15 protein-coding genes and 3 pseudogenes are annotated in these 21,681 nt (G+C 69.7%); 13 read left to right on the top strand and 5 right to left on the bottom strand.

Annotated features, from left to right (window positions below):
- Positions 1-72 precede the first annotated feature (72 nt).
- Positions 73-398: pseudogene (gene cutA, locus SSP24_RS35445) on the bottom strand (divalent-cation tolerance protein CutA).
- 40 nt (positions 399-438) lie between these two features.
- On the opposite strand from cutA, the pseudogene SSP24_RS43420 reads away from it, so the two are divergent.
- Positions 439-1,126, top strand: a pseudogene (locus tag SSP24_RS43420) (helix-turn-helix domain-containing protein); the annotation flags it as partial.
- 54 nt (positions 1,127-1,180) lie between these two features.
- Here the strand turns inward: SSP24_RS43420 and SSP24_RS35435 are convergent.
- Positions 1,181-1,666, bottom strand: a complete 486-nt coding sequence (locus SSP24_RS35435; RefSeq protein ID WP_141314215.1) for a GNAT family N-acetyltransferase — start codon at positions 1,664-1,666, stop codon at positions 1,181-1,183.
- 268 nt (positions 1,667-1,934) lie between these two features.
- On the opposite strand from SSP24_RS35435, the pseudogene SSP24_RS35430 reads away from it, so the two are divergent.
- From SSP24_RS35430 to pstA, 5 genes and pseudogenes are all read left to right on the top strand, one after another.
- A pseudogene (locus tag SSP24_RS35430) lies at positions 1,935-2,072 on the top strand (transposase); the annotation flags it as partial.
- A gap of 177 nt (positions 2,073-2,249) precedes the next feature.
- Positions 2,250-2,906, top strand: a complete 657-nt coding sequence (locus tag SSP24_RS43175; protein ID WP_167529797.1) for a hypothetical protein — start codon at positions 2,250-2,252, stop codon at positions 2,904-2,906.
- A 755-nt stretch (positions 2,907-3,661) separates the two neighbouring features.
- A complete protein-coding gene (locus tag SSP24_RS35425) occupies positions 3,662-4,054 on the top strand; it encodes a hypothetical protein (protein ID WP_141314156.1) in 393 nt (130 codons plus the stop codon).
- Positions 4,055-4,153: 99 nt separating this feature from the next.
- Positions 4,154-5,215, top strand: a complete 1,062-nt coding sequence (pstC, locus tag SSP24_RS35420; protein WP_229865985.1) for a phosphate ABC transporter permease subunit PstC — start codon at positions 4,154-4,156, stop codon at positions 5,213-5,215.
- Between the two features lie 91 nt (positions 5,216-5,306).
- Positions 5,307-6,629, top strand: a complete 1,323-nt coding sequence (gene pstA / locus SSP24_RS35415; RefSeq protein ID WP_141314154.1) for a phosphate ABC transporter permease PstA — start codon at positions 5,307-5,309, stop codon at positions 6,627-6,629.
- A gap of 50 nt (positions 6,630-6,679) precedes the next feature.
- Here pstA and SSP24_RS35410 read toward each other — a convergent pair whose 3' ends face one another.
- Entirely contained in the window at positions 6,680-8,299 is a 1,620-nt protein-coding gene (locus SSP24_RS35410; RefSeq protein WP_229865993.1) for a hypothetical protein, read from the bottom strand.
- A gap of 162 nt (positions 8,300-8,461) precedes the next feature.
- Here SSP24_RS35410 and pstS point away from each other — a divergent pair, with 162 nt between their 5' ends.
- The 7 genes from pstS (at position 8,462) to SSP24_RS35375 (ending at position 18,424) form a co-directional block, all read left to right on the top strand.
- Positions 8,462-10,213 carry a phosphate ABC transporter substrate-binding protein PstS gene (gene pstS, locus SSP24_RS35405; protein ID WP_141314152.1) on the top strand — a complete coding sequence of 584 codons (1,752 nt, stop codon included), beginning with the start codon at positions 8,462-8,464 and terminating at the stop codon, positions 10,211-10,213.
- The gene (locus tag SSP24_RS43460) at positions 10,213-12,714 is read left to right on the top strand and encodes a hypothetical protein (RefSeq protein WP_176605073.1); all 2,502 of its coding nucleotides are present in this window, start codon (positions 10,213-10,215) and stop codon (positions 12,712-12,714) included. Before pstS ends, SSP24_RS43460 begins: the two co-directional genes overlap by 1 nt.
- 255 nt (positions 12,715-12,969) lie before the next feature.
- Positions 12,970-13,884 (top strand): substrate-binding domain-containing protein, encoded by a 915-nt coding sequence (locus SSP24_RS35395; protein ID WP_141314150.1) that lies wholly within the window; start codon positions 12,970-12,972, stop codon positions 13,882-13,884.
- 99 nt (positions 13,885-13,983) lie between these two features.
- Positions 13,984-15,690: an Ig-like domain repeat protein gene (locus tag SSP24_RS35390; RefSeq protein WP_141314148.1), complete on the top strand. Its 1,707-nt coding sequence runs from the start codon at positions 13,984-13,986 to the stop codon at positions 15,688-15,690.
- Positions 15,691-15,780: 90 nt separating this feature from the next.
- Entirely contained in the window at positions 15,781-16,740 is a 960-nt protein-coding gene (locus SSP24_RS35385) for a sortase (protein WP_176605072.1), read from the top strand.
- A gap of 35 nt (positions 16,741-16,775) precedes the next feature.
- Positions 16,776-17,636 carry a phosphate ABC transporter ATP-binding protein PstB gene (gene pstB, locus SSP24_RS35380; RefSeq protein ID WP_141314144.1) on the top strand — a complete coding sequence of 287 codons (861 nt, stop codon included), beginning with the start codon at positions 16,776-16,778 and terminating at the stop codon, positions 17,634-17,636.
- Positions 17,633-18,424 carry a sortase family protein gene (locus SSP24_RS35375; protein ID WP_141314142.1) on the top strand — a complete coding sequence of 264 codons (792 nt, stop codon included), beginning with the start codon at positions 17,633-17,635 and terminating at the stop codon, positions 18,422-18,424. Before pstB ends, SSP24_RS35375 begins: the two co-directional genes overlap by 4 nt.
- Positions 18,425-18,638: 214 nt before the next feature.
- On the opposite strand, the gene SSP24_RS35370 is transcribed toward SSP24_RS35375, so the two are convergent.
- Together SSP24_RS35370 and SSP24_RS35365 are read right to left on the bottom strand one after the other, a co-directional pair.
- Positions 18,639-19,796 carry a putative hexosyltransferase gene (locus tag SSP24_RS35370; RefSeq protein ID WP_141314140.1) on the bottom strand — a complete coding sequence of 386 codons (1,158 nt, stop codon included), beginning with the start codon at positions 19,794-19,796 and terminating at the stop codon, positions 18,639-18,641.
- 176 nt (positions 19,797-19,972) lie between these two features.
- Positions 19,973-21,604: a phospho-sugar mutase gene (locus SSP24_RS35365; protein ID WP_141314138.1), complete on the bottom strand. Its 1,632-nt coding sequence runs from the start codon at positions 21,602-21,604 to the stop codon at positions 19,973-19,975.
- Positions 21,605-21,681 lie beyond the last annotated feature (77 nt).

Below are 21,681 nucleotides of genomic sequence, written 5' to 3'. Positions count from 1 at the left end.
TCGCCGTCGACAGGCCGGTTGACGTGGCCGTTGAGCCGTCGGCCTCTTCGCCGGTGTCGCGCTTCCTCGGCTCTACTCGGCGGGCTCTGTGTTCGCGGCCAGCCACTGCAGGCAGGCCTCGGATCCGGCCACGATCGGTACCGCTGCGATTTCCGGGTTCTGCCATGGGTGGTGCTTGAGCAGGTGCGCTTCCAGCTCGGCGTACAGGGCCTGCCGTGTCTTGAGCAGCAGCTGCCATTCCTCGCCGGTGCCGAATTCGCCGTTGTGCCAGAAGACGGAGGTCACGGGGCCGATGATCTGTGCGCCTGCGGCCAATTTTCTTGTACGACGGATCGGGCCAGTTCGACCGCCTGTTCGCGGGTTTCCGTCGCTGTGGATACCTGCACGAAGTCAGTCATGGTTGGGAGCCTATCCACCGGCCGGGCGTCCGTCATTGGGGTCCAGGTGGACGAGGACACCGTCCGCGATGTGATCCACCGGTTCAACGAGATCGGGCTGGCCTGCTTGGAACCTCAGTGGCCGGGAGGCCGTCCCCGCCTGCTCAGCCCTGACGACAAGGACTTCGTCATCCAGACGGCCACCACCCGCCCGGCCAAACTTGCCCGCCGCGGGATCACCTTCCAGCGCACCAAGACCTAGAAGGAGTCCACCGACCCCGACCGCGACGCCAAGCTGGATCGGAACGAATACGTCATCGAGTACTTCCCCGACTGCACCTTCGCCGTCGACGAGTTCGGCCCACTGGGCATCCGCCCCACCGGCGGGTTCTGCTGGGCTGATCAGGCCGTCCCGACCGGCTGCCGACGACCTACCACCGCCCCCATGGCGTCACCTACCTCCACGGCTGCTACTCGGTCGGCTTCGACACCCTGGCGGCGCTGAAGTCGATCCGGGCCGCCCGCCCCGACGGCGCCCCGCACTTCGGCCCGCTGCGGCAGTTCACCATCGCCAACTCCCAGCACCCCAACCACACTGTGCAGACCCGAGCCCTGCATTACTACCTGCGGTGGCGCAACGCGAATGCCCGCCACCCCGACGTCCTGGCGCTCAACGCCGCGAACGCGCGCGCATCCGCAGTGAGAAAGGCATCCGCTGGGGCGGACGCGCACTGGCTGCCGCGGCCTGACCAACGCGCCGGACGTAACGGTCACAGCTCAGCGTTCTGCCGCGAACCTTCCCATCAAGCGGGTGAAACCCGGCATGCAGGGACCTCAAAGACGAGTTCGAGACCGTCCTCCTCATCCCACTGCTCTCCGACCTCAACGAAGCCAAAGCCCGAGATCGTCGCCAGGGATGCCACGTTGTCGGGGCTGATCGTCGCCCGCACGGTCGTGACTGCGGATTCCGCTGCTGCCCGGCGAAGCAACTCGATCAGTGTGGATCGGGCATATCCCTGGCGACGGAAGTCGGGAGCGACGGAATAGCCGATCTCGACCATGCCGACCTCATCGGGCGGTCCGTGGAACCCGGCATGTCCGACGACGAGGCCCTTGTCGCCGACGACCGCCTGCCGCACCATCCACCGCGCATGGCCGGGATCGGCGGCCATCTGGTCGAGCCGGAACTGCCACAGCCACCGTGCTCTGTCGGTGACGAAGTACTCGGTCAGGGAAACCCCGGCCATCCTGCTGGCTCGGGACAGGTCTCCAGCCAGCAAAGCGGACATCGCCCCGCCGGACAGCTCGACAAAACGGACACGCTTCGGGCTCCGCGTGAGCGGTTTCCGGTGATCGGCTTCATCTGTCACCTGCGGATGCTCGTTGACTAACCCGAAAGGTGTCCAACGATTTCGAAGCAGTCCGGCAACCAGCCCGCGACATCATCCACCACCACAACCTCACCCGGTGAACGTTCCGATGGTGTCCCGCCGAGTGGTGTAGCCGGTCGTGCGACGCGAACGCGCTGGTACGTGCCAGGGCATGCTCGGATGGCAGTTCCCCCAGGTCAGGACGATGCTGCTGGACGCCGCAGGCGACTTCACCGCGTTCGCGAACTTCCCGCCGGCGCACTGGAAGAAGATCTGGTCGACCAACCCGCTGGAGCGGCTGAACCGGGAGATCAAACGCCGAACTCTTCACCGCCAACCCCACGGAGGACGACCGGCAGCTTCCCCCGCCCGATGCGAATCAGCTCGGCCAGTGATTACGCCACTTCGCGGGACACGATCCTTCCGTCGGCCAATCAGTGAGAGGTTGTTAGCAGGTAGAACTCGTGAGGGGTCCCGGAGTAGCGCCGGTAGCCTGCTCGGCATGCGGTTCTTCAAGCGTCGATCAGTCGGCGCCAATTCGGAGGGTACGGCTGCCGACGCAGGTCAGTTCGAGTGCAGCTTTTGCGGCAACGGTGGCGGTGAATCACCGCTTACGGAACTCCTCGATACGGCCTATGGCAAACCGCATGGGTACTACTGCGGTTCGTGCGAGGAGCTCTACTCCCAGCTCCAATCCCGCCTGACGTACACGCGTACCCCTGGGCATCGTCCCTGGTTGGTGCCCGACCCCGGTACAGAACACGTAGTGAAGGCGGCCCGGGACCCCTTCGATGCTGTGCAGGCTGTAGTTGGCGGTCTGGAGGAGGAAATCGCGGAGGTTCCCCGGGCCGCTGCCAGGATCGCGGCATTGAAACTCGGAGTCTGGGGGGCTGGGAAGGTGACGCCCTGCGCCTCGCTTGCTGAAGCGCTCGCGGAAGTGAGCCGCACGATCGCCGAGGACCTCGCAAAGCATTACGAACAGCTCCAGGAGTACTTCGAGGGCCGGGATTACAGCGTCCGCACGGTGTCGCTGTTCGGTCGTGGCTGCGGGGTGTTGCTGCAGCGAGTCACGCGGACGGAGGGCAGCTGGATCGAGCAGCATTGCTTTCTGTTCGACACCGATCACTCGATCCACCGTTACACGTCCTACGACAGGTGACGGTCAGTTGACCGGCTACACCACACTGCGGGAAACGATCAACGTTCCTGGTCACGGCACTAGCGGGCGTTCAGGCGGTCGTGGCGGCGTGAGCTGTGCGGCGACATCAAGTTGCCGTTGGGGCCGCCCGCTTCTTGGGCAGTGTCGTGCTTCCGCGGCCCGCGTCAAGGGCGCTTCGCTGTCGCTGCGCGTCGCCTTCGGCGATCGGCCTGCGGCCGACCCTTGACCCGGGCCGCGGAAGCACGGGGAAGAAGCGTGCGGGCGGCCCGGAAAGGTGGGTGGCCCAGGTCCGTTGGGCTTCTCCGTGGGCTGGGTGGTTGGCCGGGGTTGGGGTGCGCGTCAGCGGGTCGTATGCACGCCGGGGCTGTTTAGCGGCTTGCGGTGTGTGGGTGGTTGCGGGCGCAGGGGGAGTGGGGCACGCCGGGTTTGCTTGGCGGCTGGTGGCCGGTGGGTGCAGGGGTGCCGGGGTGGTTGGGCGGGTGGAGATGTTGTGTGGAGGTGCGGGGGGAGAGGGTTTGCTCGCTGGGTGGCAAGACGTGGGTGGCGTCCGTTATGGCAGCGTTGTCCTGCGTTGGTGGGGAGCGTCTTCTCGGAGTCTTGCCTAGGGGTGTCCAAGGGGATACTTCGACATGAAGCGTGGTACCGCCAGTCAGTTTTGTCCGGGCGTCGTCACGCGCGTCTCAGTAGATTGCTCGTGCCGCCCATACCCCCGTACCTGCGGGTTTTCCTTTTCCTTGGGCGGCGGGGGTGGGGACATGGAGCAGTCCGACGGGACGGCACGACCTGTCGTCGCGGTGGCCGGTGTGAGATGCCAGATCGATATCGACAGCCAGGGGAGATTCGGCTGGCGGCTGGTCGCGCAGAACGGCAGGCCGGTCGCGATCTCGCTGACCGCGCACGACACGCATGCGCGGTGCCGCGCCGACTTCGTCCGGCTGTGTACGCGCCATGCCGAGATGGAGGGTGGAGTGCAGCACAGTTCGGAGGGCGGTGGCTGGGTTTGGGCCGTTTGGGATCGGACGGGACGGCATTTGGCCGGGTCGGCTCGGACTTACGAGCGGCATGCCACCTGTCGTGCGTCGTACGAGCGGTTCCGGGCGATGCTGCCCGAACTGGGGGCTGTGAGCCTTGAGTTATGGGACGACTAGGCGTTTGCGTGTGTATCTGTAACCGAAGTTGCCCCTAGGGCACCCCTCGTTCACGCATCGGGATGGGCATGTCAACCGCGTCCCAGGAGCGTCGAGCGTGTGTTGTTCAAGAAGAGACAGCCGCAACTGGCCGCCGCGGAGCCCGTATCCGGGTCGCAGGCCGCGCTTTCGGCCGACCCCGCCGCCGACTTCCCCCGGCGGCTGTACGCCGACCCAGGCCTGCCCGACCGCGTCTTCCGTGCGGTGCTGCGCTCCGGCGGCGGCCTGGTGCTCGCCGTCATGCTGCTCGTGGGCGGCTTCCTGCTGTACCGGGCGTGGCTCGCGCTCGACCGCGCCGGGTGGTCGTTCCTCACCACCGCCGAGTGGGCGCCGGATGCCAATCGGTTCGGTATCGCCGCCGTGCTGGTCGGGACCATCCTGATCGCGTCCGTCGCCGTCTGCGTGGCCGTACCGCTCGCCACCGGCGCGGCCCTGTACATCTCCGAGTACGCGCCGCCCCGGCTGCGCCAGAGCCTGATCAGCGTGGTCGACCTGATGGCGGCCGTACCCTCGGTGGTCTACGGCCTGTGGGGCGTGTTCTTCCTCCAGGACAAGGTGCTGCCCACCGCCCGCTGGATCTCCACCTACTTCAGCTGGATCCCGGTCTTCGACGTGGCGGGCGCCGACCCCAACGACCCACTGGCGTCCGCCAGCATCTACACGTCCTCCACGTTCATCGCCGGCCTGGTCGTCGGCATGATGATCGCGCCGATCATCTGCTCGATCATGCGCGAGGTCTTCTCCCAGGCCCCCGCCGGTGAGCGGGAGGGCGCCTACGCGCTCGGCGCGACCCGCTGGGGCATGATCCGCAGCGTCGTACTGCCCTTCGGCAAGGGCGGCATGATCGGCGGCACCATGCTGGGCCTCGGCCGCGCCCTCGGCGAGACCATCGCCGTGTTCATGATCATCTCGCTGACCTTCGACATCCAGTGGCACGTGCTGCAGTCCGGCACCAGCTCGGTCTCCTCGCTGATCGCCCTGCGCTACGGCGAGGCCAGCGAATTCGGCATGTCCGCGCTGATGGCCGCCGGGTTCGCGCTGTTCGTGATGACGCTGATCGTCAACTTCGCCGCTTCGTCCATCGTCGCCCGGTCGCGCTCCGGCGCGGCGAGTGACGCCTGACGCCCCGGTCGGCCCTCTCGTTTCGTCTCCCGCGGCTCGTCCCGCAACCACCCCCCCACGGCCGCCCGCACCCACACAGGAAAGAGCGACCATGACCGTTGCCCCTGAAGCGCCCGGCGCGCGTCAGGCGCCGACACGCCCGCGTACGACGCTGCCCGGCCCCCCGCTCACCGCCGACCCCGGCGGAGAGCGCCGTCGCGCCCTCACCTCGCTGCGCGACACCGACGTGTACGCCATGGTCGGCGCCGCGGCCGCCGCGCTGTCGCTGACCTGGCTGCTGTTCGGCTGGCTGCTGCCGTTCAACGGCGTGGTCGGCTTCGTCGTCATGGCGTACGGCTTCTTCCTGCTGCTGTACGCGCTGCTCGTCTCCTTCGACGAGGACGGACCGGCCGTCGTCGACCGGATCGCGGCGGCCGTGGTGCGGTCGATGGGCCTGCTGATGGTGGCGATCCTCGCGATCGTGGTGGTGTACGCCCTGGTGGAGGGGCGCAAGGCGCTCGTTCATCTGAACTTTTTCACGCAGGACATGGAGCTGGCCGGGCCCCTGGAGCCGCTCAGCGTCGGCGGCGCCCTGCACGCGGCGGCCGGCACGCTCATCATGATCGTCATCGCGCTGGTGATCACCGTGCCGCTCGGGCTGATCTGCGCGGTCTTCCTCAACGAGGTGCCCGGGCCGTTCGCCCGGTTCGTGCGCACCATCGTCGAGGCGATGACAGCGTTGCCGTCCATCGTCGCGGGACTGTTCATCTACGCCACCGCGATCCTGGGCCTCGGCCTGGACCAGTCCGGCTTCGCCGCCTCGCTGGCGCTGTCGGTGATGATGCTGCCGATCATCATCCGCGCCGCCGACGTCGTCATCCGGCTGGTGCCGGGCACCCTGCGGGAAGCGTCGTACGCCATGGGTACGTCGCGCTGGCGCACCGCCTGGCACGTCGTCCTGCCGACCTGCCGCTCCGGCCTGACCACCTCGGTGATCCTCGGCACCGCGCGCGGCATCGGCGAGACCTCCCCGGTGCTGCTGACGGCAGGCTTCACCTCCGAGCTGAACCTCGACCCGCTGCACGGCCCGATGGTCTCCCTGCCGCTCGCCACCTTCGAGTTCGTCAAGTCGCCCGAGCCGACCATGATCTCGCGCGGTTTCGGTACGGCGTCCCTGCTGATGGCGCTGGTGCTGCTGCTGTTCGTCGCCGCGCGTATCCTCGGCGGCCGTGGCCCCGGGCAGCTGACGCGCCGCCAGGAGCACCGCCGGGTCCTCGCGTCACGGCGTGACGCGCGTCGGTTCGCCGCACGGGCGGGACGGGTGGCGCCTGCCACGGGCGCGCCTGCCGCAGCGGCCACGTCCGCCGATCCCACCGGCGCAAAGCCGTCTGCCTCGCCCACTCCCTTCCGTTCAGCACCCGGGAGTTCGTCGTGAAACCGTCCCTAGGTTTGTTGGCCAGCGCCAGCCAACTCGCCATAACCGGATTAGGTGGTCCGGTGGCCTCGCGAACGGTCTTCGAGGTCGGGGAACAGCGTGAGCTGGTCACCTCGGCGCGGTCGGGTCTTGCCGCCCGGGGTGGGCGTGCCCGCTGTCCTGGGTGGGCTCGCGGCCCCGCGCGCCCTCGGGAGGGATGTGGCCTGGCCGGTAGCTCTCCGCATCACCATCCTCCGGTGGTGGGCGGTCACACCTGGCCGACGCCTGATCCCGTGCCCGAGGGCGTCGCGCCGTCCGATGGCCACACCGGCCGCGTGATGCCGGGTGACCTTGGCCTTCTTCGACTGCTCCTGCAGAGACTTGGTCCAGTGCTGGCCGCCCCAGCGGCTGGTGAAGGCCGGGTCGACGGCGATGACGACCAGACCGGCGTGGTAAGCCATGCCGCGCAGGCGTTCGCGGAAGCGGGCCGTCGGGATGTCCGCCACCGTACGGCGGAACTTCTTGCCGCGCCTGCCGCGGCCCATAGTCTCCCGGCCAGCCTGACGGGCCTCGGCGAAGCCCAGGTCCTCGATCGCGATCCCCACGCAGCCGTGCTCCCCGGCCATGGTGATCAGCTGACTGATCGCGGCGCGGAGACGGCCGTCTCGCGTGCTTGCAGGGCCAGCCAGCCTCAGCGGGATCGTGACGGGTGCACCCACGGGGTTGCCGTGCATGTCGATTACGCAGGCGGCCAGGTGGTCGGCGTTGAGGTCGACGCCGAGCAGCCGCTCACCGCGTGCCTTGATCTCGCTCGGGGTGGGTGGCATCGCCCGGGCGGCCGCCCAGGACGCGTCCAGGTGCCAGCGGCCTCGGGCCGAATCCCGGATGATGTCGTAGCGGACGGCGCGGTGTGCGGTGACACGGTCCAGCCACTCATCGCGCCGGTGGTGGAAAGTGACGGTGCAGGCGAATTGATACCGTCCGCGGGGCGCGTTGGACAGGTGCCGCAGCGGCTCGGGCAACACCAGAGTCACCGTGCCGTCGGCTGGATCGACGGTGATTGTGTAGTTGCCATGCGGGGCACCGGACTCGCCGTCCGCAGTGATGAACAGCCGCTCTGCCTCCCACCGATCACGCCACTCGGCCTCGGACAGGCACGCGTCGGCGAGATGATGCCGCAGCTTGGCCAGACGTCGCCCGCCGGCGACGATCGATGGCTGACCCGCGGCGATCTTCTGCTCCACAACGGCGAGCTTGGCCTCCAGCACCTGCCTTCGCCGCTGCTTGTGGACCCGTTCGTTCTGATCGGCGTAGCCGCGTACCCCGTTCTTGGCCCGCTTGCCGCAGGGCGCGGCCAAGCGGCGGGTGATGGCGCCAATCGCCCGACGCAGGCCGACACGCTCGTCGTACAGGCAGCGCATCGACAGCTGGTACTGGTCCTCGCTGGCCCGGGTCATCGCCCCCGCCCAGCGCGACGAAGACACCGCCGTCAGCTTCCTCTTCCGCTCCGCCCGACGGGCGTCCTTCGGCGTGACCTGGCCGATCCTTACCCGCTCGGCCAAATCGGCCCGCTGACAACGGCCCAGGTGCTCACCCACCAGGCGCAGGACCTTCTCGTCCTCCGGGGCCGGGCGCAGCCTGTCCCTGATCCGTGCTCCCGACGGTGCGGCGATGGTGAACGCGGGTGCCAAACCAGTCAGGTCACGCTTCCTCCTGCGTTCGCGTGCCACGTTCACCCCCACTCTCCCAGCCGCGTCGAACTCAACTGCCAACAGCAATCATGCGTTTCACGTGATCGCGCGATCCGGGGAACCGGTGCCGTTCACCCCGCACGAGGGACATGACGACCAACCATGACCTACACATCAGCCAACAGCTGCTCACCCGCTACTCGGTTCCGTCTGGCGGCCACCGTGCTGTCACTGCTGTGCGCGCTGCTCGCCGTCCACACACCACCGGCCGCAGCCGCCTCCTACGCCAAGATCACGGGCTCCGGTTCGACCTGGAGTGCCAACGCCGTCCAACAGTGGGTCCGCAACGTCAAGGCCAACTACGGCATGACGGTCAACTTCACGGCCAACGGCTCCTCGCAGGGCCGTGAGCAGTTCAAGAACAACACCGTCGACTTCGCGGTCTCCGAGATCCCCTACGGCCTCAAGGAGCAGGGCATCACGGATCAGCCGCCGCGGCGCGGCTACGCCTACATGCCGATCGTGGCCGGTGGTACGGCGTTCATGTACAACCTCAAGATCAACGGCAAGATGGTCACGAACCTGCGGCTGTCCGGCGCCACCGTCGCGAAGATCTTCACCGGAGCGATCACCCGCTGGAACGACCCCGCGATCCGCGCCGACAACCCGGGCCTGAACATGCCGGCCCGCGCGATCGTCCCGGTCGTCCGCTCCGACGGCTCCGGTACGAGCGCCCAGTTCACCACCTGGATGTCCAAGGAACACGGGTCCGTCTGGGCCGACTACTGCTCCCGTACCGGCCGGGGCGGCGGCAACTGCGGCATGACCTCCAACTACCCGCTGCTCAGCGGCTCCGCGATGGTCTCCAAGTCCGGCTCGCTCGGCGTCTCCGGCCATGTGCGCCAGCCCTCCGGTGAGGGCGCCATCACCTACGTCGAGTACTCGTACGCCAAGAACACCGGCTTCCCGGTGGCCAAGATCCTCAACAAGGACAACTACTACGTCGAGCCGACCGCGGCCAGCGTGGCGGTGGCCCTGACCAAGGCCGAGATCAACCAGAACGAGAAGTCCGTCAACTACCTGACGCAGATCCTCGACGGCGTCTTCCGCAACCCCGACCCGCGCACCTACCCGCTGTCCAGCTACAGCTACATGATCCTGCCCACGAAGGAGGAGGCCGGTTTCACCAAGGCCAAGGGCAACTCGCTGGGCACGTTCGGCCGTTACTTCCTCTGCGACGGCCAGCAGCAGGCGGACCAGCTGGGCTACTCGCCGCTGCCGAAGAACCTCGTCGAGGCGGGCTTCGACCAGCTCCGCAAGGTGCCGGGCGCGCCCACGGGCTCCATCAACATCAACGAGTGCCGCAACCCGACCTTCTCCGGCGGCGTCAACACCCTGATCAACAACGCGCCGATGCCGAAGGACTGCGACAAGAAGGGCCCGACGCAGTGCACTGACGGCACCGCGGGCGCCGCGGGCACCGACACCCCGGTCAAGCCCGACGCGCAGGGCGGCGGCAACTCCGACGGATCCGGCTCCACCGGCGGCGGCAACGGCGGTTCCGGCGGTACCGGGGGCTCCGGTGGCAGCGGCGCCACCGGCGGCAGCACCGGCGGCGCCGACACCGACGGCGACGGAGAGCCCGACGCCACCGAGAGCGCCGCGTCCGGCGGCGCGGCGTCGTCCGGCGGCGTCATCGACCCCGACACCGGCCAGCCGGTCAGCGGCGACGGCACGGGCACCGGCGACACCTCCGTCGCCGCCAACCCGGTCAGCCTCGCCTCCGGCGACGCCTTCGGGCTGCGCGGCGCCCTGATGGCGCTGTCGGCGGTCCTGCTCGTCGCGGTGGTCGTCGGACCGCCGCTCACCGCGCGGGCCCTCGCGGCGCGCACCCGCCGTAAGGGGGAGTACTGATGAGACGGCTGATTCGACTGACACGGGGGGCGTCGTCTCCCGGCCGACGGCGAGTGGCCGCCGGGGTCGGGTGTCTGCTCTCCGCGCTGGTGATCGCCTTGCTACCGCTGCCGGAGGGCGCGGACCAGGCGCGGGCGGCCACGGCCGAGAACTCGGCGGTGACCAAGAGCGGGTCGAAGGGCAAGTACGACGACTTCTCCGACCTCAAGGTCACGGTGCACCAGACGAAGGGCCTGCACTGGCAGGGCGTCAAGGTGTCGTGGACGGGCGGCAAGCCCGCGCCGAAGACCCCCGCCAAGCACAACTTCCTGCAGATCATGCAGTGCTGGGCGGACGACCCGGCGAAGGGGCCGGACCGGACGCAGTGCGAATTCGGCAACGAGGCCAGGGTTCCGCCGGGGACCGGTCGCCTGGTCTCGCCCACGACCGATCCCCTGGAGACGGACGACTTCGAGACGGACCCGCTCGGCAGGCCGTTCGTGCCCTTCCGGCCGGTGACGGGTCCCGCGACCACCACACCGCTCGAAAGCACCTACTTCAGTGCGGGCGACACCAACTCCCTCTCGTGGCTGCCCAATGACGGCAACGGCGAGGGCGAGACGGTCTTCGAGATGAAGTCCGCGCTCGAGTCGGAGTACCTGGGCTGTGGGGCGCGCAGGACGTCGACCGGCGCCATCCAGCCCTGCTGGCTGGTCGTGGTGCCCAGGGGTGAGCACGAGCCGGACGGCTCCTCACCGATGAATGCGTCGGCGACCCTGACCTCGGCGCTGAGCCAGTCGAACTGGGACCAGCGGATCGTCTTCCGCCTCGACTTCGAGCCGGTCACGACCACCTGCGACCCGGACAAGCCGGAGCGCGTGATCATGGGTTCCGAGCTGGCCACCGACGCGGTCACGGCGTGGCAGAGCGAGCTGTGCAGGACCGGCACCCACCGGTTCACCTACACCCAGTCCGGTGAAGCGCACGCCCGGGAGGCCATCACGGCACCGGGCGAGTCCTCACCGGGGCTCGCCATGACGCTGGATCCCGTGCACCCGGCCGAGGGCACGGCCCAGGTGGTGCACGCTCCTGTCGCGGTCAGCGGCCTGTCGATCGCCTTCGTCTGGATGTACGACAAGGAGCCCTTCAACTATGGTCCACTGAAGGATCTCAAGCTCAACCAGAGACTGCTGGCCAAGGCACTCACCCAGTCCTACGCCAGCAGCCTGGTCTCCTCGCAGGAACCCGTTCCCGAATACCTCGCCGGGAATCCGAAATACATCGGCGGGGACCCGGAATTCCTGAAGCTCAACCCCGATTTCAAGGGGATCGACTTCAAGTCGCCGATAGGTGTGGTCGTCACCTCGGAAAACACCGACTCGGCCCGCATGATGTGGAAATACATTCTGGCGGACCCCGATGCGAAGGCGTTCCTCGAAGGGAAGAAGGACCCCTGGGGCATGAAGGTCAACCCCGAATACCTCAAGGACGGGGTGATCTCGGACTCCCTGGACTACTTCCCCAAGGCGGACCTCACGCCGACGACCGTCGAGTGCTACAACGGGCCCGCCGGGCTCACGATGAGCCGCACCGGGCAAGAGGTGGTTCCCTACGCGACCGACATGCACGAAGCGGCGGTGAAGATCGGCCGCGGTGACATCGGCACCGCCTTCGAATGCTCCGCCAACCAGGGCCTCACGAAATGGGTGACGGTCGAGCGCGCGATTCCGGTGGACCGGCGTCAGATGGGTGTCGTGGACAACGCGTCCGCCGTGCGTTACCAGCTGAACACCGCCGCCCTGCCGGACGCCGACGGCAACTACGTCAAACCGACCGACGCCTCCCTGCTCAAGGCGGTCGCCCAGATGCCCGACTCGGACGTGGCCGGCGTCAAGGCCTCCGATCCCGCCCGGATGAAGGACGGCGCCTATCCGCTGACCGCCGTGGTGTACGCGGCGGCCTCGCTGGAGCAGGCCAAGGACGCCCGGCAGGACTACGCCAAGGTGATCCGGTACGCGGCCGACGAGGGCCAGACCCACGGCACCGCGAGCGGCAGGCTGCCCTACGGGTATGCTCCGCTGCCCGCCGCGATGCGTCAGCAGGCGCAGCAGGCCGCCGACCAGCTGGAGAAGGGTGTCTCCGCGTCTCCGTCGCCCGGCGCGTCGTCCCCGGGCAGCGACCTCGAAGCGGCGAGCGGCGGCACGACGGGCGGCGGCCTCGACGGCGGTACGACCGGAGGCCTGACCGGCGGCGGCACGGCCGGAACGACCGGTGGCGGTACGGATCCGGCGGCCGGTTCGGGTGAGTCGGGCGGTTCGGACACCTCCCCGGCCTCCGCCGCACCGGAGGAGACCGACCCGGCGAAGCAGAACGTGGCCCAGTCGGGCGGGCTCACCCCGTCGGAGGTGCTCGGGCTGATCCGCTGGGTGCTGCTCGGCGTGCTCATCGCCGGCGGCGTCGCCGGACTCGCCGGCCCGACCATGGTGTGGCTTTCCACCCGCAGGGCGGCCGGCAGCGGCTGACCATTCCGCGGAACGCCGGATTCCCCGGGGCGACGCATAGGGCCCCGGGGAATCCGCACACCGCTTCACGGATTCCCTTGGATTCACCTAGGAAACGTTCCCTTAACCAGATGAGTGATTGGAATTGGTGGCCGCCGGTGTGCATCTTTGGAATTGTCTTTCCCGGTCGGCCGACGGGTCGGCTGGAGAAAGAAAATCCGGATTCTGCTTGACCGTCCCGTTGCTCGTAATCCGTTTCTGCGGAGGAGAACAGAAGTGAACGTCAAGTCCCGTGCTTTCGCCGGTGCCGTCGTGGGTGCCGCCGCTCTGAGCCTCAGCGTCATGGCCCCGGTCGCCTCGGCGGACCCGGCTCCGGGTGACTACCGTGTCGTCGCCGGTGTCGGCTCCGACACGACCCAGGACGTCCTCAACGGCCTCGGCGAGTCCATCGACGGCGGCACGCTGATCGCGTCGTACGACGCGACCGGCCCGTCGCCCATCAAGACCCGTGCGAACGGCTGTGAGATGGACCGTCCGAACGGCTCCTCGGACGGCATCGAGGCGCTGAGCAACGACATCGACGCCAACACCAACTGCCTGGACTTCGCCCGCTCCTCGCGCAGCGTCGCGACGGCCGGCACGGACCTGACGTGGATCCCGTTCGCGTCGGACAAACTGACGATGGCGGTCCGCGACGGCAGCCCGCTGGAGGGCGTGGACTTCACCACGGCCCAGCTGAAGGCCATCTACGAGTGCTCCGTGACCTCGGTGAACGGCAACCCGGTGACCCCGCTGATCCCGCAGAGCGGTTCCGGCACCCGCAGCTACTTCCTGGGCCAGATCGGCAACCCGACCCTGGGCTCCTGCGTCGGCACCATGCAGGAGCACGACGGCCGGGCGGTCACCTCCGACGCTCACATCGCCCCGTACTCCGTGGCGAAGTACGTCAGCCAGACCGGCGGCCTGGTCGAGGACGTGCACGGTGACACCGTCCTGACCACGGTCGACGGCGGCCAGTACAGCCGTCCCGTCTACAACGTCGTCGAGACCGCGCGGCTGAGCGAGCCCACCATCGCCGACACCTTCGTGGGCGCCGACTCCAAGGTCTGCCAGGACACGGCCACGATCGAGGCCTACGGCTTCGGCACCGTCGCCGACTGCGGCAGCACGACCCTCAAGGGCGAGAACTGATCACCACGCAATAACCCCGCACAACGGCCGGGCACCCAGCGGGTGCCCGGCCCGGCGGCGTATCCGTCCACTACCGAAACCCCGTGGGGGGACCACCACATGAACCATCGCCTTGCCCAACTCAGATCACCTGTCACGCTGTTGACGTGCCTCGCGCTCCTGTGCGCCGCTCTGGCGGGGGTGCTCACCTTCGCCGGTCGAGCCAGCGCCGCCCCCACGAATCTCGGCCCGTTCACGCTCGCCCCGGCCTCGGGGACCATCGCGAGCGATCCCGTGGCCACGTCGGCCACGTCGAGTGCCGGCTGCCCGGCGGCGTCCAGCACGGGTATCCCCAACACGGCCTACCTGCGGGTGTACAAGCCGAACGCCAATCCCGACGCGGTCACTTCCCAGCAGATCATCGGACAGGGAACGTTCCCGGACGGCACGGCTCCGTTCACGGTGGACCTCGAACCGGCGCCTGCTCCGCAGAGCCTGGAGAAGGCGCTGCGGAAATTCATCCCCACGGGGTCGCTCGACGGCACGTACCAGCTCAGCCTGGCGTGCCGCAGCGGCCTGTCCACTCCCCGCTTCTTCGCCAAGATCCGGGTCACGGACGACACCTGGACCCTGCTCCAGCAGCAGACCACGAACCTCACCCTGACCGCGGCCACCGACGTCCCCGTCAACGGGGACCTCAAGCTCACCGCCACCGTCACGCCCGAGGTGGCGACCGGCACCGTGGAGTTCAAGAAGGGCGACGAGTCGCTCGGCACGGCGGATGTGACCGGCGGCAAGGCCGAGCTCACGGTGAAGGCACCCGCCGTCGGAGGCCCCCACGCGTACCAGGCCGTCTTCAAGTCCCGCGACCCCGACGCCTACAGCGATGCACAGGGCAGCGTCACGGCGAGGATCGGCTACCTCCTCACGGCCAAGGACGCCGAGGGCAACACCCTCGGGGACAAGCCGACTCTGTCCATCGGCCAGTCGGTGAAGATCACCGTCCAGGGCTTCACGCCGGGGTCCACGGTCAAGGTGAACCAATCGAATGCGTCCGGGGTGACGTTCCCAGACGCGACCCCGAACGCCGAGGGGACGATCGTCGACTACGCGTTCACGGTCCCCGACCGCACGATCAACGGGGAGACGGACCTCTATTTCGATGAGGGCGGCTCGCCCAACAACCGAGCGACCTTCGACTTCATCAGCACCGACGAAGAACCCTCCCCCGACCCCACCACCCCGGCCGACCTCGAAGTGACCGACGAGGACGGCACCCCCCTCGACGCGAACCCCAACCTCGAACCCGGCCAGACGGTGAAGATCACTGCCCGCGGTTACACCAAGGACGCCACGGTCAAGGTCACCCTCGCCGAGAGCGAGGAGACCTTCGAGGACGCCAAGGCCAACGCCGAAGGCACCGTCGAGGCGTACGAGTTCACCGTCCCGGAGGACATCGCGGACGGCGACCACACCCTGACGCTCGCCGAGGACAAGCAGGACGGGCACTCCGTCGACTTCGCGTTCACGACCGGTGAGGAGCCGAGCGGGAGCCCCAGCCCGAGCACCTCCGAGACCAGCGGTGACGACGCAGGTACGGACAACGGCGGCACCGACAACGGCGGTACGGACTCGGGTGGCGGCGTCGCCGGCGGAGACACCGGCGGCACGGGCACGGGCACCGGCTCGATGGCCTCCACCGGCGCCCAGGTCGGCGCCATCGGCCTGACCGCCCTCGCGCTGCTCTGCGCCGGTTCGGCCCTCGTGCTCCACATGCGCCGCAAGGGCCTGCTGAGCTTCGGCGGCGACACCCCGCAGCACCACTGACGGCCGGGCGGACCGGGGCGCACGCCGACGCGCCCCGGGCCCGCCCCGCCGCCCCCGTACTCACCGTCCCGCTTCCAGGGAGCGCACCCCGTGACCACCCTCGCCCCGCCCGCGGCCGACCCGCCGACCGAGGCCGCCCCGCCCGCCGTACCACCGCCGCCCGCGCCAGAGCCGCCCCGTAAGCAGGCGCCGCGGCCCCCCGCCCGCCCCGGGCTCGCGCTCGCCGGGGCGGCCCTGTGCGTTCTGGCGGCCGTGCTGTTCGGTTTCGCCGCGAACCTCACGATCGTCGGCCACCTCCAGCACGCCCGCGACCAGCAGACCGCGTACGACGAACTGCGCCGCCAACTCGCCCTCGGGGTCGCCCCAGTGGGCCAGCGCGACTACGAGGGCAACCTGCTGAAGATGGGCGCGCCCGTCGCGCTGCTGAACATCCCCGCACTCGACGTCAAGGAGGTCGTCGCCGAGGGCACGACATCCGAGGTGCTGATGTCCGGCCCCGGCCACCGCCGGGACACCCCGCTACCCGGCCAGGCCGGCACCGTCGTCATCATGGGCCGCCAGTGGGCGTACGGCAGCCCCTTCAACGACCTGCACAACCTGCCCGTCGGCGTCCGCATGGAACTCACGACGGGCCAGGGCAAGTCGGTGTACGAGGTCACGGGATTGCGCCGGGCCGGCGACGAGCTGCCCCCGCCGCCCACCGAGGGACAGGGACGGCTCACCCTCATCACCGCGACCGGTGGGCCGTACACCCCGAACGGCGTGCTGCGCGTCGACGCCAAGCTGCTCACGGACGTCCAGCCCAACCCGCCCCGCGATCTCGCCACCGGCTGGATCGCCCCCTCCGAGCAGGCGCTGGGCACCGACGGCAACGCCTGGCTGGAGGTCTTCCTGTGGACCCAGGCTCTGCTGCTCGCCTCGCTGCTCACGGTGGCCGCGTACCGCTTCTGGGGCCGCTGGCAGACCTGGATCGCCGCCGCACCGCTGCTGGCCGCCCTCGGTCTCGCGGACTCCGGCGCCATCGCCGCGCTGCTGCCCAACCTGCTCTGAACAGACCCGACACGCCCGGGAGTTGACCGCACACCATGTCCACCGACATCAACGGCACCGCCACCGCGGACGCCGACCTCACGGACACGATCGTCCAGCCGCGAGTCGTCACCGGACGCGGCCCCGCCACCCTGCGCGCCGAGGCGGTCTCCGCCTGGTTCGGTGACCACAAGGTCCTCGACCGGGTGTCACTGACCATGCCTGCCCGCCAGGTCACCGCACTCATCGGCCCGTCCGGCTGCGGCAAGTCGACCTTCCTGCGCATCCTCAACCGGATGCACGAGCTGATCGGGTCGGCCTCGCTGGCCGGGCGCGTGCTGCTCGACGGGGACGACATCTACGACTGCGGCCGGCGCATCACCCACGCCCGCCGCGAGATCGGGATGGTCTTCCAGAAGCCCAACCCCTTCCCCGCCATGTCGATCTACGACAACGTCGTCGCCGGTCTGAAGCTCAACGCCATCAAGGCCGGCCGCGACGGCAAGGACGACCTGGTGGAGGAGTGCCTCACGAAGGCCGGGCTGTGGAAGGAGGTCAAGGACCGGCTCCGGCAGCCCGGTGGCGCCCTGTCCGGCGGTCAGCAGCAGCGGCTGTGCATCGCCCGTTCGCTGGCGGTACGGCCCCGGGTGCTGCTGATGGACGAGCCGTGCTCGGCGCTCGACCCGACCTCGACCCGGCGCATCGAGGAGACCATCGCCGAACTGAAGTCCGAGGTGACCATCGTGATCGTCACCCACAACATGCAGCAGGCCGCCCGCGTCTCCGATACCTGCGCCTTCTTCCTCGCCTCCCACGGCACGCCCGGCGTGATCGTCGAACACGGCGACACGGACGCGATGTTCAACTCGCCGCAGGACGAGCGCACGTCCGATTACGTGAACGGGCGGTTCGGGTGACGGGGGCGCTTCGGGGGCCCGTGGGGGCGCGCGGGCGGGCTCGCGCCGGGGTTTCGGCCGCGGCCGTCCTCGCGGGCGTCGTCCTGCTCACCGCCGGGTGTGGCGCGTCCGGTGGCGGTACGGGGCTGCCCCGGGGGCCGGTCGCGCACGCGCAGGGCGGTTCCGGCTCCGGCTCCGGGGGCTCGGGGACGCCGACGCCCGGTTCGTCGTACGCCATCCCCGCCCCGTCCGTCCCCTCCGCGCCCGTCTCCCGTACGCCGTCGTTTCCGCCGTCCCGTCCCATCGCTACGACGCCCGGCACCTGGGCGCCCCGCCCTACGTCCGCCGGGACCCCGACTCGACCCAAGGGCCCCGACCTCTCCCGCACCCCCTCCGCGAGCCCGAAGTCGCTGGCCGCGACCGGGCCCTCGCCGTCCCCGGGGCGCGCCGTGATCCGGATCGGGAACTGGGCGTCGTACGTCGCACGCGGCGGGCAGGACGAGGTGGATGCCTGCAAGGACGCGGTGCAGTGGTCCGGGCCGGAGATCGGGAAGGAGGACGGCTACGAGCTGCAGACCGCGGTGATCGTCGGCCACGACTACTGCAACGGCTTCGACCAATTCGCCAAGCTGCCCGTCGGCACCCGCGTCACGCTCACGACCGTGCGCGGCACCTGGACCTACGAGGTGTACGCCAACTACATCACCCCGGGGCGCGGAGCCCCCGCCGCCGGCCTGTACTGGGGTGACCTCACGCTCCAGTCGTGTGTGGGGCCGGACACGGGCTTCAGTTACCTCACGCGGGTGTGACGCGCTCATCATCTGGGGGGATTGGCGCGCACCTCGCGCGACTGTGCAGGCCCGCGTCCGGCCCCTCGGACGCGCCGATCAGGGGGGTGACCGGTGCGCCTGGTGCCTGGCATCCCTGGGGGTCAGGTGGGGCGCCGGACACCAGTTCCATAGTGGGCGGTGGGGCGCCGGGTGAGGCAGCCGGGGGGCATGCGGCAGCCCAACTCGCGGTGAATCAGGGCGCGCTCGGCCATACAAGGATCATGTATGCGCCGCAGTACGCCGATCCGAGCACCGCCCCGGTCAGCGCGAGCGTGCGCAGTCGGCGGGAGGCCCTGGACAGGTGCAGGGCGAGGGGGAGCAGGAGGGGGAAGGCGGGGAGCAGGAAGCGGGCCCGGGGGAAGTAGACGCCGCCGCTGCCCAGCACGATGGCCAGCATGACGCCGGTGAAGACCAGCAGGGGGAGCGGCTGGCGGTCGGCGAGTGACAGGGCGAACAGTGCGACCGAGGCGAGGAGTGTGCCGGTCACCATGAGCAGGAACAGTTCCGGTGTCGAGTCCTCGAACAGCAGGTGCCGTAGTTGTTCGACGGTCCGTACGCCGCCGTCCCAGTCGTTGCGCCACAGGCGCTGTACGGCGAAGTAGCCGTCCCAGCGGTCCAGGCGCAGGCCCACCCAGCCGACGTACCCGAGCCAGCCGAGTGGCGCTAGCAGGGCGGCCAGGAGGGCTCTGGGGTGGCGGGACGACGTCAGGGCGGTGACCGTGACGGCCGCGGCGACCGCGATGCCGGTCGGGCGGGTGAGGCCCGCGAGGGCGGCGAGGGTGGCGGCGGCGAGCCAGCGGCCGGTGAGGACGGCGTACAGCGACCAGGCCGCGCAGGCCGTGAACAGGGACTCCGTGTAGCCCATCCACTGGACGAGGCCCACCGGCAGTGCCGCCCAGAGGGTGGTGAGCAGGATGCCGACCCGGCGGCCGTGCAGGTGGTCGCCGATCGCGAAGATGCCCCAGGCGGCGAGGAGTGAGGCGGCGATGGCCAGGGTCAGGCCGGTGGAGGCGGGGGAGAGGGGGGAGGCGGGCGTGAGGGCTCTGAGGAGGAGGGGGTAGAGGGGGAAGAACGCGAGGTTGTTGGCGTCCTGCCGGGTGCCGAGTTCTGTGGTGTAGCCGTGGGCCGCGATGCCGAGGTACCACTCGGTGTCCCACTCCGCCGCGAGGGCCTGCCAGACGTTCTGGTCTCGGAGGTGTGACCAGAGGGTGAGGGCGAGGAGGCCGGTGGTGCGGACGCCGGTGTAGGCGAGGAGGGCGGGGGTGGCGTGGTGGAGGGCGGCGCGCAGGGTGGTGGTGACAGGAGTGCGGGTGGGCGGGAGGCAGGCCGTGGGGGTTTGCGTCGAGGCCAAGGGGGTGCTCCAACCGGTACTCGGCTGTGGTGCGGTACCGGTCCACCGTTCACCCGGGGGTGGGGTGTGGTGGGGAGCGGGTGTGGTGTGCGGCGGGGCAACCACCCGATGGGGTGCCTCCGGCCGGGGGATGAGTGCGATGGGTGCCCCCGCCCGGGGGAGGGGCACCCGGTTCGTCAGATGCCTGCTGCGTCCGACAGGTCCCGCTTGATCGCCGTCAGCAGGGTCGTGGCCTTGGTGCGGGCCGTCGGGAGGTCGGCGTGCGTTTCCACCGGGACCACCACTTCCAGGTAGCACTTCAGCTTCGGTTCCGTGCCGCTGGGGCGGACGATGACGCGGGCGCCTTCGAGGGTGTAGCGCAGGCCGTCCGTGGGCGGGAGCTTGTCCGTGCCCCGGGTGAGGTCCTCGGCGTTTGTGATCGGCAGGCCCGCGAGGTGGGTGGGGGGCTGCTCGCGGAGCCTTCGCATGGCGTCGGCGATGACCGAGAGGTCCTGGACGCGGACCGAGAGCTGGTCGGTTGCGTGCAGGCCGTGTTCGACGGCGAGGTCGTCGAGGAGGTCGAGGAGGGTGCGGTTGTCCGTCTTCAGTTCGGAGGCGAGTTCCGTGATCAGGAGGGCCGCCGTGATGCCGTCCTTGTCGCGTACGCCGTCCGGGTCGACGCAGTAGCCGAGGGCCTCCTCGTAGCCGTAGCGGAGGTTGTCGACGCGGGCGATCCACTTGAAGCCGGTGAGGGTCTCCTCGTGGGCCAGGCCTGCCTTCGCGGCGATGCGGCCCAGGAGCGAGGAGGAGACGATCGACTCGGCGAACGTCCCTTGGGCGCCGCGGTTGACCAGGTGGGCGGCGAGGAGGGCGCCTACCTCGTCGCCGCGGAGCATGCGCCAGTCGTCGGCCGTCCTCACCGCTACCGCGCAGCGGTCGGCGTCCGGGTCGTTGGCGATGATCAGGTCCGGGTTTGTCTCGCGGGCCTTGGCGAAGGCCAGGTCCATCGCGCCGGGCTCTTCCGGGTTGGGGAAGGCGACGGTGGGGAAGTCCGGGTCGGGGTCGGCCTGCTCGGTGACGAGGGTGGGGGGCGGGAAGCCCGCGCGGGCGAAGGCGGCGAGGAGGGTGTCCTTGCCGACGCCGTGCATCGCCGTGTAGACGGTGCGGGCGGTGCGGGGGGAACCCTGGGACAGGACGGCGTCCGTGCGGGCGAGGTAGGCGTGCAGGACGGTGTCGTCGAGGGTTTCCCAGCCTTCGGTGGGGCGGAAGACCGTGGTGAGGGACGGGATCGCGGCGATTTCGGCGGCGATGTCCGTGTCGGCGGGCGGGACGATCTGGGAGCCGTCGCCGAGGTAGACCTTGTAGCCGTTGTCGCGGGGTGGGTTGTGGCTGGCGGTGACCTCTACGCCGGCGATCGCGCCGAGGTGCCTTATGGCGAAGGCGAGGACGGGGGTGGGGAGGGGGCGGGGGAGGAGCGCTGCGCGGAGGCCGGCGCCGGTCATGACCGAGGCGGTGTCGCGGGCGAAGTCTGCCGACTTGTGGCGGGCGTCGTAGCCGATGACGACGAGGCCGTCTTCGTGGCCCTGCTTCTTGAGGTACGCGGCGAGGCCGGCGGCGGCGCGGATGACGACCGAGCGGTTCATGCGCATGGGGCCGGCGCCGAGTTCGCCGCGGAGGCCGGCGGTGCCGAACTGGAGGGTGCCGCTGAAGCGGGCGGTGAGTTCGGTGACGTCCTTGGTGTCGATCAGGCGGGCCAGTTCGGCGCGGGTTTCCGGGTCGGGGTCCTCGGTGAGCCATGCCTGGGCCTGTGCGAGGAGGTCGTCTTGCACGGTCGGTCAGCCTCTCGTTGTGGGTGGTGCGCCATGCCTGCGGCGGCCTGTGGCGGGTGGGTGCCTGGTTGCTGTAG

The sequence above is a fragment of the Streptomyces spinoverrucosus genome, from assembly GCF_006539505.1.
Lineage (GTDB): Bacteria > Actinomycetota > Actinomycetes > Streptomycetales > Streptomycetaceae > Streptomyces > Streptomyces spinoverrucosus.
This window is presented reverse-complemented; position numbering and strand designations above follow the sequence as displayed.

What these genes read in the sequence shown, in the direction of transcription:
- SSP24_RS35435 (WP_141314215.1), bottom strand. Translation starts at nt 1,666, where the DNA reads ATGTCCGCTTTGCTGGCTGGAGACCTGTCCCGAGCCAGCAGGATGGCC.
- SSP24_RS43175 (WP_167529797.1), top strand. Translation starts at nt 2,250, where the DNA reads ATGCGGTTCTTCAAGCGTCGATCAGTCGGCGCCAATTCGGAGGGTACG.
- SSP24_RS35425 (WP_141314156.1), top strand. Translation starts at nt 3,662, where the DNA reads ATGGAGCAGTCCGACGGGACGGCACGACCTGTCGTCGCGGTGGCCGGT.
- pstA (WP_141314154.1), top strand. Translation starts at nt 5,307, where the DNA reads ATGACCGTTGCCCCTGAAGCGCCCGGCGCGCGTCAGGCGCCGACACGC.
- pstS (WP_141314152.1), top strand. Translation starts at nt 8,462, where the DNA reads ATGACCTACACATCAGCCAACAGCTGCTCACCCGCTACTCGGTTCCGT.
- SSP24_RS43460 (WP_176605073.1), top strand. Translation starts at nt 10,213, where the DNA reads ATGAGACGGCTGATTCGACTGACACGGGGGGCGTCGTCTCCCGGCCGA.
- SSP24_RS35390 (WP_141314148.1), top strand. Translation starts at nt 13,984, where the DNA reads ATGAACCATCGCCTTGCCCAACTCAGATCACCTGTCACGCTGTTGACG.
- pstB (WP_141314144.1), top strand. Translation starts at nt 16,776, where the DNA reads ATGTCCACCGACATCAACGGCACCGCCACCGCGGACGCCGACCTCACG.